Here is a 13,885-nt window from a genome sequence, read left to right as displayed (position 1 = left end):
GTTTCGTGTGAAATGAAAATCTATGCCAAGAAAAATAATTAAAAAGTTTCTCCCCAGACACGACGTCATTCGCAAACAAAAGGCGCTGGCGGTCTTTGGCAATTTGCTTTACGACCCTAACCTTTGGTGCCTGAATCGTCGCTCTGCGTCGGGTGCATTCGCCGTTGGCCTGTTTATGGCATTTGTTCCGCTGCCGAGCCAGATGATCATGGCTGCTGGCCTTGCGATTATGTTTGGCGTTAACCTGCCCCTTTCTGTTGCATTGGTTTGGATCACCAACCCCATTACCATGCCTTTGATATTCTGGGGCGCTTACAAAGTCGGAACATGGTTGATGGGCACGCCCGACTACCACTTCCATTTTGAGTTGACCTGGGACTTCCTGTTCAATCAAATGAGCCAGATTGGACCTCCTTTCCTGTTGGGTTCCTTTGTTTGTGGCGTGGTATTTGGTCTTATCGGGTATTTTGGTGTCAGGGGGATTTGGCGATATTCCGTGGTCAGAAGCTGGCAAAAACGCCGCTTACGTCTGCCCAAGATCAAAGCGCTAAAGAAGAAAAAAACCAAAACTGACAGCTAGACAACGAAAATAGACACATAAAAAAATACCCCGCATTAGCGGGGTATTTTTTATTCCGATTCAGGCTGCGAGCCGATATGCGACCTTTTCACCTTAAGATGTAATCGCGCAACTTATCACCGTTATCTTGCGCTCAATACAGCAGCGGGTTGCAACTTGCAGGCTCGCTGTGCGGGATACCATGTTGCCAGTAGACTCAACACAATCGCAGTGACGGATACCAGCAGGACATCCCCCAGTTGGAGTTGAGTTGGCAGGAAATCGACAAAGTAGATATCACCTGAGAGGAAGTCCTGACCTGTCAGTGTTTCAATCCCACCAACAATTGTTGTCAGGTTCAGTGCAATCAAACATCCCGCAGCCGAGCCCACCAGGCTTCCGATCAAACCGGAAAGAAAACCGTGCCAGATAAAGATGGATCGGATCAGGCCATCTTTTGCTCCCATAGTACGCAGCACAGCAACATCTGCAGCACGGTCTTTCACTGCCATCATCAAGGTAGACACAATGTTGAAGCAGGCAACGCCGATGACTAACACCATCACCAGATACATAATCGCGCGCACCATCTGGATATCGCGATAAAGGAAGCCATATTCCTGCGTCCAGTTTTTGAGGTACACATACTCTTTGAGTGTATATCCCACTTCACGAACGATCTTGCGCGCTTCAAGTGGGTCTTTGACTCTCAGTGCCACGCCGGAAACCGCATCACCCATATCAAGGTATTGCTGTGCATCCTGAATCGGCACAAGTGCCAAGCCATGATCGACCTGCCCCCCCAAACTCAGCACGCCAGACACCTGCATGCGGATACGTTGGGGAGCACGTAGCTTTAATTCTGGATCCGGCGAAGGCACCAATGCCGTCACCCAATCTCCGACTTCAACACCCAAACCATCTGCAATGCCTTTACCCAGCACCACGGCATGGTTTCCTGGAGTGAGTGTTGACCAGGCGTTATCAAGTACGTAATCACCGATATTGCTGACACGCACTTCCTGTTCGGGGTCGATACCGCGGATTTGCACCGGCTTTAAATTGGCTCCTTTTTCCAACAAGGCCGTGAACGTCACATAGGGGGCACCTGCAGAAACCCATGGGTTGGCCTCTGCGGTTTCTTTCATTTCCTTCCACGCTTTTACTGGCGCTTCTACACCTTCAAGTTGGGCATGAGGAATCACAGACAGCACACGGTTATTCAATTCGCGTTCAAAGCCGTTCATTGCAGACAGACCAACAATGATGACCATGACGCCAACAGAAATACCAATCATGGAAGAAACAGAAATAAACGACACCAGCTTGTTGCGTCGTTTGGCTTTGCTGAATCTGCGCCCGATAAACAGCGCTAAAGAATCCATCATGATGCCACTGCCTCAGCGTTCGACTCTACAAACTGACCATCCAGCATCGAAAGCTGACGATCCAGTTTCTGCGCAAGCTCTCGATCGTGAGTTACCACCAAAAAGGCGGTATTGAATTCCTTATTTAACTCTCGCATTAGATCGTAAATATCCAACGCAGTTTTGTGGTCGAGGTTACCGGTTGGTTCATCTGCCAATACCAGCGCGGGGCGATTCACTACAGCACGGGCAATCGCAACACGCTGGCGCTCACCACCGGAAAGCTCTGACGGACGATGCTCACCACGATGACCCATACCAACCGCTTCCAGCATTTCCATCGCGCGACGCTTTGCTTCAATAGGCTTCTCGCCGCCAATCATCAGCGGCATGGCCACGTTTTCGACAGCGGTAAAATCAGCGAGAAGGTGGTGGAACTGATAAATAAAACCAATGCTTTGATTTCGCAGTGTCGCCTGCTCTGAGGCTCGCATTTTCATCAGGTCTTTGTCTTCAAAAAACACATCACCTTCGGTCAGCGTATCCAGCGCACCGAGAATATGAAGTAACGTACTTTTACCCGACCCCGACGCACCAACAATGGCTACCAGTTCGCCTTTTTCAATCGAGAACGACACGCCTTTTAATACGTGAGTTTCCAACTCCCCTTCCTGATAAGTTTTGGTGACGTTGGAACAGGTTAACAATGCATTACTCATAGCGAAGCGCCTCGGCTGGACGAACAGAAGCCGCCTTTAACGACGGGAACAGGGTTGCAAGAAGACTTAGTGCGATAGCACCAATCACGACAGAAAGCACTTGCTCAGGTTTCAGAACCACTGGCAGCGACAACCCACCACCCAGCAAGCTCAGGTTGAATATCGCCATCACTTCATTGATGTTTAGCGCCAATACAGAGCCCGCTACGCCGCCCAACAGTGCACCAATTACACCGCTGCTGGCACCTTGGACAACGAATAACGCGACGATACCGTTATGGTTCATACCTTGTGTTTTGAGAATGGCGACTTCAGATTGCTTCTCCATCACCACCATGATCAGTGCGGAAATGATATTAAACGCCGCGACCAGGATGATCAGGCTCAGCATCAATCCCATCATGTTCTTTTCCATTTTTACGGCTTGGAAAAGCTCACCACGCAATGCTCGCCAATCTGACCATTCATAGCCCATACTCTCTGCCACTTTTTCCAGAGTTGGTACATTGAAAGGCTCTTCAACGAAAAGCCTTAGATCCGCTGGCTGGGAACGGGGAAGACGCATGAGACGAGCGACATCATTGAGATTACCGAACATCAGTTGATTATCGACATCAGTCGCCGTGTCGTAGATCCCTGTTACGGTGAAATTACGTTGGGAAGGGATACGTCCTACAGGGGTAAACTGGCTGGCACTGGTGATCATCACACGGACTTTATCCCCCACGGAAACATCCAAATCGCGCGCCGTTTTGCGCCCCAAAACCAGATTGTAGCTACCTGGCGTCAGTGAATCGAAGTCACCACGAACCATAAATTCACGAATTGGCTCACGCGCGCCGACATCCACGCCAAGTAACTTACCAGCCGAAATGGACTTAGGGCTCTGAACCACGGAGTCAGTGCTGACAATCGGCGCTGTTCCCGTCACGCCATCAAGCTTAGCCAAGGTGTTAACGTCCGGCGCGTGTTGGGCATCGCCCGCCACAATGGCTTGTGGAATCACACCAAGAATCCGGTGTTTTAATTGGCCTTCAAAGCCGTTCATCACAGAAAGCACGGTCACTAGCGCCATCACACCAATGGTGATACCCGCAGTTGACATATAAGAGACAAAGCGGCCGAATTTATCGCCGGATCGCCCCCTCAGATAGCGCAGCCCTATAAACACCGGTAAAGGGTGAAACATAAAATGAGATCTCAAAACGTTGTTTCGCAGTACCAGAGAGAACTACAAAAACAAATAACAATCTTTGGCAAGAAGAATACCTTTTAGGTCAGCTAATTGCCACGAAACCACGTGTGGAACACGGTAATCAGATGCTTTTTCAAGCTAAACGTTCAGTAATTTAAACTACCTAGCGTTTCAGTCTTGTCTAAGTGCTGTGAAAATAAACACTTCTACAGCAGGCCGATTGGGTAAATTCAGCCACTGCGGGTATAATCAATAGCACTACAGGGTTTTAGGATTACAGATGAGCCAGGACGAATACTTTTCCGTACATGCGCACCTCAAGATCAATGTTGAGGTTCTTGGGGACGACGAGCATGTGCCTTCTGAAGCAGAGTTTGGCCGAGAAATCCCTGTCGCTTTTCGCATTGCTAGCGAATGTGGAGACCTCGACAGTGGCGTAGAGAAAGAAATCCAGGCCCTACACCACGATGACAGCCAAGCGCTGACTAAATTTCTGCTTGCGCAGAATCAAAAAATCAACCTGCTGCTCGGCTTCATGCTATCGCAACAGGACAACCCTAAACTCCGTTATCAAACCGAAACCTTCGGTGCGAGCAGCCTTACTTTCATTGCACGAAAAGCTTTCGAGAAAGGTCAGCATGTGCGATTGAAGCTCTTTCTTGAGAACCCACCTTCTGCTATTTACTGCTACGGTAGCGTCTACGGCTGCAAAGAAAAAAACGGTAAGTTTGCTGTTGGCGTGAAATATATTCGCCTTCAAGAAGAAGACAAAGACGTGTTAATACGCGCCGCACTTCATCAACAGCAGAAACTGCTCCGTCAACGCGCATTGGAAAGAAACAGCTAAGCCCCAGAATTCATGACTAACAACGCATTATTTGATTTGCCTGCTCCTGAAAAAGCAGGAGACACCCGCGTCATCGCTAATCTGATCGGCGCCTCTCTTCCCTTGACGGTTGCGACCCTTGCCGAACAGCAGAATCGCTTCATTTTGATGGTGGTGCCGGATAACCAAACCGCGCTCAAGCTGCAACCTGAGATCAAACAGTTTACTGGCCGCGAGTGTCACGTTTTTCCTGATTGGGAAACCTTGCCCTACGACAACTTCTCGCCGCATCAGGACATTATTTCTGACCGCATCGCGCGCCTGTATCAATTACCGCAGCAAACCAATGGTATCTTGCTGATCCCTGTCAGCACATTAATGCAGCGCGTCATGCCGCATTCGTTCTTGGTTCAGCATGCGCTAATGGTGAAAAAAGGCGATTTGCTGTCACTGGAAAAACTGCGTTACCAGTTGGAACTTTCAGGCTATCGTCACGTTGATCAGGTGATTGAACACGGTGAGTACGCCAGCCGTGGTTCGATTCTCGACTTGTTCCCGATGGGGTCAAACCAGCCTTACCGTATTGACTTCTTTGATGATGAAGTAGATACCATCCGCGAATTCGACCCAGAGAACCAGCGTTCGACACAAGAGTTGGACAGCATCAATCTACTGCCTGCCCATGAATTTCCAACGAATGATGAAGCAGTTGAGCAATTTCGCGGGCGCTGGCGCGAACGTTTTGAAGCTCGCCGTGAGCCAGAATCTATCTACCAACAGGTCAGCAAGAAAACCTGGCCTGCGGGTATAGAATACTGGCAGCCACTGTTCTTTGATGAAACAGAAACCCTGTTTGATTATCTGCCAAAGAATACCTTGGTACTCACTAAAGGTGATGTGGAATCAGCTGCCAAACAATTTTTGAGCGATGCGGATTACCGCTATGACCAGCGACGTGTTGATCCTCTTCGCCCTTTATTGCCACCAAACGACATCTGGCAAAACGTTGATGAACTGTTTGGCGCGTTTAAGAACTACCCACGCATCAAGGTTCAAATCGATTCCACGGAAGACAAAGCAGGCAGAACCAACGCCCCTATTACCCCTCTTCCAGAACTGACCGTTAATCAACAGCTCAAAGAACCACTGGGCGCGCTAAGACAATTCACTGAAGAGTTTTCCGGCAAAATCATTTTCTCGGTGGAGACAGAAGGCCGCCGAGAAGCCATGCTGGACCTGCTGGCACGCATCAAAATTCGCCCGATGGTTTGTGGGTCACTCAATGAAGCATTCGATACTCCCACCAATTTCGCTATGGTTGTCGGCCCAGCTGAAATTGGCTTCCAAAGCGAAAGCCCTTCATTTGCGCTAATTTGTGAAAGCAATCTGCTCGGCGAGCGTGTTGTTCAGCAGCGTCGCCGTGACAATAAAAAAGCCACGACTAATTCCGACACCATTATCCGTAACCTGGCGGAACTTCAGATAGGGCAACCCGTTGTTCACCTTGAGCATGGTGTTGGTCGCTATCTTGGCCTACAAACTTTGGAAGCCGGTGGCATCACTACCGAATACGTCACCCTTGAATATCAACAAGGCTCCAAGCTTTATGTACCCGTCGCTTCTCTGCACTTGATTAGTCGCTACAGTGGTGGTGCAGAAGAAACAGCGCCGCTGCATAAGCTTGGTGGTGAAGCATGGGAGAAAGCCCGTAAGCGCGCGGCAGAAAAAGTCCGCGACGTGGCAGCGGAACTACTTGATGTATACGCCAAGCGCGCCACTAAACCGGGCTTTGCGTTCAAACATGACAGAGAGGCTTACCTCGACTTCTGCGCAGGCTTCCCGTTTGAAGAAACCGCCGATCAGAAAAACGCCATTAATGCAGTGCTATCTGACATGTGTCAGCCAATTGCAATGGACCGTCTTGTTTGTGGTGACGTGGGCTTTGGTAAAACCGAAGTGGCGATGCGTGCCACTTTCCTTGCGGTGAATAACAGCAAGCAGGTGGCAGTGTTGGTGCCGACTACCCTGCTCGCCCAACAGCATTTTGAAAACTTCCGCGACCGTTTTGCTAACCTGCCAGTGCGCGTTGAAGTGCTTTCCCGCTTTAAGTCCGCGAAAGAACAAAAACAAATACTGGCAGATAGCGCCGAAGGTAAAGTCGATATTCTTATCGGTACCCACAAGCTTCTTCAAAACGATGTAAAATTCCACGATCTGGGTTTGTTGATTGTCGATGAAGAACACCGATTCGGCGTGCGCCAGAAAGAGAAAGTGAAAGCAATGCGTGCGGATGTCGACATCCTAACGCTCACCGCAACGCCAATTCCGCGAACCCTGAATATGGCCATGAGCGGCATGCGCGACCTTTCAATTATCGCCACACCGCCTTCTCGCCGACTGGCGATAAAAACATTCGTCCGTGAGCGCGAAAAGTCACTGATCCGAGAAGCACTGCTGCGTGAGATCATGCGTGGTGGTCAGGTTTACTTCCTGCATAACGACATTGATTCGATTGAGAAAACTGCTGATGAATTGGCAGAGCTGGTGCCAGAAGCACGTATTACCGTGGCACACGGCCAGATGCGTGAGCGCGAGCTGGAACGCATCATGTCTGATTTCTATCATCAGCGTTTTAACGTCTTGGTGTGTACCACCATCATTGAAACCGGCATCGATGTTCCGACGGCTAACACCATCATCATGGATCGCGCTGATCACCTTGGCCTTGCGCAGCTTCATCAGCTTCGTGGCCGTGTTGGTCGTTCACATCATCAGGCCTACGCCTACTTGCTGACCCCTCATCCAAAACGCATGACCAAAGATGCAGTCAAACGTCTGGAAGCCATTGCTTCACTCGAAGATTTGGGCGCAGGCTTTACGTTGGCAACCCATGATTTGGAAATACGTGGTGCAGGTGAACTGCTGGGTGATGAGCAAAGTGGTCAGATTCAGTCGATTGGTTTCACCTTATATATGGAAATGCTGGAGCAAGCCGTTGAAGCCTTAAAAGAAGGCAAAGAGCCATCACTTGACGATCTTCTTAATCAACAGACAGATGTTGAGCTTCGACTTCCGGCATTATTACCCGACAGCTACATCCCGGATGTCAATACGCGCCTGTCACTGTACAAACGTATTGCGGGAACCAAATCTTCCGATGATATCGAAGAGTTGCGCGTTGAGTTGATTGATCGCTTTGGCTTACTGCCTGATGCAGCGAACAATTTGCTCAAAGTACAGCAGCTCAAACTGGATGCAGCGAAACTGGGTGTACGTAAGATCGACGCACACGACAGAGGCGGTGTGATCGAGTTTACTCAAAACGCCCAAATTGATCCCGGCTTCCTGGTGGGTCTGTTACAATCCCACCCAAGCCGTTATCGTTTCGAAGGACCAACCAAACTCAAAATCGTCGAATCGCTCACTGATCGCCGTGAGCGGGTTGAGTTCATCGAAACACTATTAAACCAATTTGCCGAGAATTTATTGGTTGCCTAGAACGAGGCAACTGGCTTTAAATACGGAGTAATGCCTTGAAAAAGCTGATTATCCTGCTGCTGTGTGTCATTAGCTGGCCTTCCTTCGCTGAACGTTGGTTCGACGTTGAAGTGATTGTATTCAAGCGTAACCAGAACCCTGACGCTGTTCAGGAAAACTGGCCAGATGCGCAGCCGGACATCAACCTGAGTGGTGCTGTTTCTGTCTTCGACAAACAAACACTGGCGGCGCGTGGCCTGCAAGTGCTTCCTAAAAGCCAATGGCAGTTGAATGCGGAATACAATCGCTTGGCTAACCATGCGGGCTTCAAACCACTAGCGCATGTAGCATGGCGTCAAAACGATGGTGGCCGCGGTGCTATGCCTAAACTGCGCTTTACTGCAGGACGTAACTTCGGTGATAACTTCTACACCGATGGCACTTCAAAAGATGCGCCTCTGGTGACGAGTGAGTCTGCTCCTGATGGATATCAGCCAACAGACAAAGTCAGCGGCCCAATGTATGAGCTGGATGGCTTTATTCGTGTATACGTTCAGCACTACCTGTTCATTGAAACCGACCTCGCGCTGCGTGAACCTGGTGAACGTAAAGTTCTGAAGGAAGTTCAGGCTGTTCCGGTTCCTCTTGATAACCAAGTGGCTACCGAAGTGGAAGGCATCACTGCTGAAGGCTCAGATATTGCTGCGGTGACGGAAGGTAGTGCACTGACTGGGCTTCAAAAGCTGGAGCGTACTTATTCAGTGGAAAAATACCTGAACTCTTATGCTTTCGAGCAAAAACGCCGCATGAGAAGCGGTGAAATCCATTATCTGGATCACCCACTGATGGGTCTGATTATTCAAGTCACCCGCGTCGAATAAGCGCTTTTGTGAAACAGAATTTTTCTACAACGCCCTCATTTGAGGGCGTTGTTTTTTAGGTATTTTTAACCAAAACTATAATGATACGAACTAACCGAGTACAACATGCAAGCCAACCTTGAATTTCAAACTGACCGACTCATCCTGCGTGCACTCAAACAAGCGGATGTCGCACCGCTTAAAAAGGCCATCTCCGAGTCAGCAGACACCATCAGCCCTTGGCTGGATTGGTGCCATGAAGGATTCGATGATATGGACGCCGAAGCCTGGGTTAATCGTAGCCGCCAGGGCTGGTTAACAGGGGCAAGTTTTGAATTGGCTGCATTTGAAATCGAAACCGGTGAACTCGTCGGTTGTGTCTACGTTTCCAGTATCGACAGCGTCGCCAATATGGCAAACCTCGGATACTGGATTGCGACTAAATTCCAGGGCAGAGGATACGCTTTGGAAGCCACAGAAGTAGCAGCTACCCTCGCCTTCGGACATCTGTTGTTGACCCGGTTGGAATTGGTGATGGATCCTGCCAACGAAGCCAGCATCCGAATTGCAGAAAAGCTCAGAGCAACCTTTGAATGCCGTGCACGTAATCGTTATATGTATGATGGTGAAGCTCGCGAAGGCCTGGTGTACAGCCTAATCCCGGACGATATTCTTTAAAGTTGATGAAGACATAATCTTGTTTCATTCAAAATGATGCGTCATCTCGAAATTAAGACCCCGTCATCGAACTGTCACTAAACCTAAAAATCACCGTAACAGATGTTCCTATAATCGGGCTTATTAACAATTAACTGACTAGAAATAATGTTTTCCAGAAATCTACACTGGATCGTGTTCGTTGTTGGTACAGTTGCGGCTTCATGCAGCGGTTTCGCTGTTTTTCACATTGACGAAAAGCGTCAACAGAGTGCCTTCAACACACTGATTGAACAACGTTTAAAGGGCTTGGAGAAAGCCCTTTATTCATTCCATGAGTTGCAGCTTTCCGCTCAGCTCTACTTCCAGACCGACAAAAACCTGAGTAAGAAGAAATTCCAGCAATTTCTGGCAAGCCGCACGCGAGAAAATTCGGGCATTCACTCCGTATTTTGGCTGCCAAAAGTATTCAGGGATTACATTGATGACTTCGAGAATAGAGTCGCCGGTAGTGAGGATGACTCTTATAACAACTATCAAACCTATCCTCAGCCTGACTATAGATGTGCATGGGCGCTAAGTGATTATGCCTTTCCTGTCCTTTATGTCTCTCCAGAGAATCAGGTAGAGAACTATATTGGTTGGCGTGCAGAGTCCCAGTGCCAGTTTGCACATGCCATGGAGCGAGCATTTTTCCAACGCAGTCCGGAAGCGAGCTTTTTCGAAAAAGACGATCAGCATGGCGTGCGCTTGTTCTCAGCAGTCATCCTCGAAGAGGAGCTCAAAGGTTACTTGGTCACGTCTATTTATTTCGATAGCTTTTTTTCTGCAATCTGGCCAGATTACAGCACACTGGATAACCTTCAGATCTCCGTCAGGCCTCAGTTCAGCAACAAGAATGATGATAGCGCCTTCCTATTTCAGACCCTGCCACAAAACAACAATGACACTGCAAGGATATTCACAGCGGAACATTTGGTGAAAATACCAGGTAGTGAAGAAGGCGTTTGGTTCACATTTACTTCAGGAGAGGATCATCTAGCCAGCTATCGCTACAGTTTGGTCATGACAGTGCTCGGCTTTCTGCTTACCATCGCTACGAGCTTTTGTATTTGGTCCTATTCCAGTCGACTCGCACTCGCTAATCAGTTGGTTTCACAACAGACAAAGAAGCTCCGGTTTCAAGCCTACCATGACAGCCTGACGTCATTGAATAATCGGCTAGCGTTGGAAAAACGGTTGGAGAAAGAACAATCTAAATTACAGAACGCTGAAAGCTTCGGTTTCTCCATCCTGTTTATTGATTTGGATCGCTTTAAAAACGTCAATGACTCCCTCGGCCACTTAATTGGAGACAAACTTCTTCAAGCTGTGGCTGATCGTCTTTTTATGGCCACCCAAACTCCAAATAAAGCGTTTCGTTTTGGAGGTGATGAGTTTGTTGTTTGTCTCCCAGATGTGATCACACAAGATGGCGCTTATCGAAGCGCTAGCGTTTACCTTGATGCCATCAACCAACCATACCTCATTGAAGGCCACGATATTCAGATTGGCGCTAGTATCGGTATTTCAACCATCAGAGATCACGGCTTTACGCTTTTGGATATTATCCAACAAGCAGATATCGCTATGTATCATGCAAAAGAAAGCGGTGCTTCGATTACCTTTTTCACAGCGATATGCTGGAAAAGGCCCAACAGCGTTTTAATATAGAGCAAGACCTAGGTTATGCGCTTGAATTAAACCAACTGTCACTTGTGTTCCAACCTATCTGTAAGGGGGACAGAGTCCACCATTTCGAGGCCCTACTGCGTTGGCATCACCCTGAACTGGGTTCTATCTCTCCGATGACTTTCATTCCCATTGCAGAAGACACTAATCAGATCCATGCAATCGGCCGTTGGGTTCTGGCCCGTGTCTGTCAGCTACTCGGGTATTGGCAAAGAGAATCCGGTGGCTTTAACTACCCGGGGATCACCGTCAATGTCTCAGCTAAACAACTGGTCTCCCCGGCTTTCATCAGTTTTGTGGAATCACTTATCGAGCAAAACAAAATTGCCTCCTATAAGTTGGGACTAGAAATCACTGAATCAACCTTGATGGAAGATGAACAAGCCAGCGCTCAGGCACTTCAGGCATTGAGAAAGGCTGGAGTGAGACTTTATCTGGACGACTTTGGTACGGGGTATTCATCTCTTTCACTATTAGGAGAATACGTTTTTGACGTCATGAAAATAGACCGCCATTTCATCACCAATGTGATCGACTCAGACAAAAGCTCTACCAAGCTTTGCGCAGCAATGATCCAATTAGCGAAAACCCTGGAAATGGATGTGGTGGCAGAAGGTGTGGAAACGGAAGAGCAGCTAACGTGGTTACTAGAACAAGGAGACGTTTCTATACAAGGATACCTGATCTCACGCCCATTACCTGTTGAGGAGTTGGTCAACTGGCACCCAGCCTGCGCTGTACCAAATCGCATTGAGGCTCTTAACTCGACGCCAAAAATCTTTGCACCGTTCTTGTTAAAACCCCATTTAGGCCAGGCATAAAAAAAGCTGCCACTTGGCAGCTTTTCTTTTTCCAAAACCTGCAGTTAGTGCAGTTTCAGAGACGGGCGAAGTACACGGTTGATGCGGCTAACCACCATCATCAAGCCGGTTTTAATCACACCGTGCAGCGCGATCTGGTGCATTCGGTACAAAGAGATGTAAACCACACGCGCCAGTCGGCCTTCTACCATCATCGAACCACGGGTCAAGTTACCCATCAGGCTACCTACGGTAGAGAAGCGGCTCAGAGAAACCAGCGAACCGTGGTCTTTGTAGATGTAAGGCTTTAGTTCGCGGTCAGTCACTTTTGCCACAATGTTCGAGAAACAGCGGCTTGCCATCTGGTGTGCTGATTGAGCACGAGGTGGAACCATAGTACCGTCCGGTTGCTCACACGCTGCGCAATCGCCGATAACAAAGATGTCTTCGTCACGTGTAGTTTGCAGCGTTGATTTCACCACCAATTGGTTGATGCGGTTAGTTTCAAGACCTGCGATGTCTTTAAGGAAATCTGGCGCTTTGATACCAGCTGCCCACACCATGATTTGGGCTGGGATCTTGTCGCCGTCTTTGGTGACCAGTCCATCTTCGTCCGCTTTGACAACCATGGTCGCAGTCCGAACGTTCACACCCAGCTTAATCAGTTCTTGCTGTGCAGCACCAGAAATGCGTGGCGGCAATGCAGGAAGAATACGCTCACCAGCCTCAACCAGAGTAACGTTCAGCTTAGAACTATCCAGATCCTGGAAACCGTAGTTGTGCAGTTCTTTGATGGCATTGTGCAGCTCAGCAGAAAGCTCAACACCTGTTGCTCCGCCACCAACAATCGCAATGTCAACGGTACCGTTACCGGATTTCGCATGCAGCTTCAGGAACTCATTGTTCATTTCGTTGCGGAAACGGCGTGCCTGTTCAGGGCTATCCAGGAAGATACAGTTGTCACGAACACCGGCAGTGTTGAAGTCGTTTGACGTTGAACCGATAGCCATCACCAGAATGTCGTAGCTCAGTTCACGTTCAGGCATCAGCAGCTCACCGTCTTCTTCGTCGTGCAACGCCGCCAGTTTGATGGTTTTGTTATCACGATCGATGCCGGACAGACTACCGAGTTGGAAATCGAAATAGTGGTTTTTTGCGTGGGCGCGGTAGCTGATTGCATCCACACCTTCGTCGAGGGAACCGGTCGCAACTTCATGCAGAAGCGGCTTCCAGAGATGACTTGCTTTACGATCAACAAGAGTGACCTTGGCGCGTCCTTTACGTCCAAGTGTGCGTCCTAGTTTGGTTGCCAATTCGAGGCCACCAGCACCGCCACCGACTACAATAATTTTGGTCACGATTACTTCCTCACCATGATTTAAATACGAAAAAATTGGGCTACATCCCGCGATGACAGAATCGCGTGATGAAAGAAAATGTGTTTAAACAACCTTCGTATTCGGTCGATTATAAATATCGCTTGGAGAGGTAAAGAGCTTTTGTTTTCAACGTTATAAACGCGCATTGTTGTTTATTTTATGTTGCACGCCGACACCCGCATTTTTATGACATGGTGCTCATTTTTTGTTGAAACCATTATACAGGTCACTTGATCTCAATCAATTTTTAAATCCCTAAATCCACACTAAATGCAGCGAAAATAGGCGAGACTGATGAGTTTTACGCCAATTGAT

11 protein-coding genes are annotated in these 13,885 nt (G+C 48.6%); 7 read left to right on the top strand and 4 right to left on the bottom strand.

Annotated features, from left to right (window positions below; all coding sequences use genetic code 11):
- The first annotated feature begins 22 nt into the window (after nt 1-22).
- A complete protein-coding gene (locus G5S52_RS06525) occupies nt 23-580 on the top strand; it encodes a DUF2062 domain-containing protein (RefSeq protein ID WP_046305865.1) in 558 nt (185 codons plus the stop codon).
- Nucleotides 581-702: 122 nt separating this feature from the next.
- On the opposite strand, the gene lolE is transcribed toward G5S52_RS06525, so the two are convergent.
- From lolE to lolC, 3 genes are read right to left on the bottom strand one after another with little or no spacing between them, the layout of a single operon-like run.
- Complete coding sequence (lolE, locus tag G5S52_RS06520; protein ID WP_165012319.1) at nt 703-1,947, bottom strand: lipoprotein-releasing ABC transporter permease subunit LolE; 1,245 nt, start codon at nt 1,945-1,947, stop codon at nt 703-705.
- Nucleotides 1,944-2,645: a lipoprotein-releasing ABC transporter ATP-binding protein LolD gene (lolD, locus tag G5S52_RS06515; protein WP_165012318.1), complete on the bottom strand. Its 702-nt coding sequence runs from the start codon at nt 2,643-2,645 to the stop codon at nt 1,944-1,946. Before lolD ends, lolE begins: the two co-directional genes overlap by 4 nt.
- Nucleotides 2,638-3,834 (bottom strand): lipoprotein-releasing ABC transporter permease subunit LolC, encoded by a 1,197-nt coding sequence (gene lolC / locus G5S52_RS06510; RefSeq protein WP_165012317.1) that lies wholly within the window; start codon nt 3,832-3,834, stop codon nt 2,638-2,640. Before lolC ends, lolD begins: the two co-directional genes overlap by 8 nt.
- A gap of 286 nt (nt 3,835-4,120) precedes the next feature.
- Between lolC and G5S52_RS06505 the strand changes: the two genes are divergently transcribed.
- From G5S52_RS06505 to G5S52_RS23855, 6 genes are all read left to right on the top strand, one after another.
- Entirely contained in the window at nt 4,121-4,687 is a 567-nt protein-coding gene (locus tag G5S52_RS06505; protein WP_165012316.1) for a PilZ domain-containing protein, read from the top strand.
- 12 nt (nt 4,688-4,699) lie between these two features.
- Nucleotides 4,700-8,164, top strand: a complete 3,465-nt coding sequence (gene mfd, locus G5S52_RS06500) for a transcription-repair coupling factor (RefSeq protein WP_165012315.1) — start codon at nt 4,700-4,702, stop codon at nt 8,162-8,164.
- A gap of 35 nt (nt 8,165-8,199) precedes the next feature.
- Nucleotides 8,200-9,024: a peptidoglycan binding protein CsiV gene (locus tag G5S52_RS06495; RefSeq protein WP_165012314.1), complete on the top strand. Its 825-nt coding sequence runs from the start codon at nt 8,200-8,202 to the stop codon at nt 9,022-9,024.
- A gap of 105 nt (nt 9,025-9,129) precedes the next feature.
- Entirely contained in the window at nt 9,130-9,681 is a 552-nt protein-coding gene (locus tag G5S52_RS06490) for a GNAT family N-acetyltransferase (protein WP_165012313.1), read from the top strand.
- Between the two features lie 147 nt (nt 9,682-9,828).
- Nucleotides 9,829-11,373, top strand: coding sequence for a sensor domain-containing diguanylate cyclase (locus G5S52_RS23860; RefSeq protein ID WP_235956119.1), 1,545 nt, complete (start codon nt 9,829-9,831; stop codon nt 11,371-11,373).
- Nucleotides 11,340-12,212 (top strand): putative bifunctional diguanylate cyclase/phosphodiesterase, encoded by an 873-nt coding sequence (locus G5S52_RS23855; protein WP_235956118.1) that lies wholly within the window; start codon nt 11,340-11,342, stop codon nt 12,210-12,212. The genes G5S52_RS23860 and G5S52_RS23855 overlap by 34 nt, the downstream gene beginning before the upstream one ends.
- Before the next feature lie 44 nt (nt 12,213-12,256).
- Here the strand turns inward: G5S52_RS23855 and G5S52_RS06480 are convergent, their stop codons facing one another.
- On the bottom strand, nt 12,257-13,549 hold the full coding sequence (locus G5S52_RS06480; RefSeq protein WP_046307840.1) for an NAD(P)/FAD-dependent oxidoreductase: 1,293 nt from the start codon (nt 13,547-13,549) through the stop codon (nt 12,257-12,259).
- Between the last annotated feature and the right edge of the window lie 336 nt (nt 13,550-13,885).

The organism is Grimontia sedimenti (assembly GCF_011045095.1).
Lineage (GTDB): Bacteria > Pseudomonadota > Gammaproteobacteria > Enterobacterales > Vibrionaceae > Enterovibrio > Enterovibrio sedimenti.
Note: the sequence above shows the minus strand (reverse complement) of the source record. Positions and strands in the feature narration are given on the sequence as shown.

Excerpts from the sequence above, each read along its gene's own strand:
- lolD (WP_165012318.1), bottom strand. The coding sequence starts at position 2,645 with ATGAGTAATGCATTGTTAACCTGTTCCAACGTCACCAAAACTTATCAG.
- G5S52_RS06505 (WP_165012316.1), top strand. The coding sequence starts at position 4,121 with ATGAGCCAGGACGAATACTTTTCCGTACATGCGCACCTCAAGATCAAT.
- G5S52_RS06525 (WP_046305865.1), top strand. The coding sequence starts at position 23 with ATGCCAAGAAAAATAATTAAAAAGTTTCTCCCCAGACACGACGTCATT.
- G5S52_RS23860 (WP_235956119.1), top strand. The coding sequence starts at position 9,829 with ATGTTTTCCAGAAATCTACACTGGATCGTGTTCGTTGTTGGTACAGTT.
- G5S52_RS23855 (WP_235956118.1), top strand. The coding sequence starts at position 11,340 with ATGCTGGAAAAGGCCCAACAGCGTTTTAATATAGAGCAAGACCTAGGT.
- lolE (WP_165012319.1), bottom strand. The coding sequence starts at position 1,947 with ATGATGGATTCTTTAGCGCTGTTTATCGGGCGCAGATTCAGCAAAGCC.
- mfd (WP_165012315.1), top strand. The coding sequence starts at position 4,700 with ATGACTAACAACGCATTATTTGATTTGCCTGCTCCTGAAAAAGCAGGA.
- lolC (WP_165012317.1), bottom strand. The coding sequence starts at position 3,834 with ATGTTTCACCCTTTACCGGTGTTTATAGGGCTGCGCTATCTGAGGGGG.
- G5S52_RS06490 (WP_165012313.1), top strand. The coding sequence starts at position 9,130 with ATGCAAGCCAACCTTGAATTTCAAACTGACCGACTCATCCTGCGTGCA.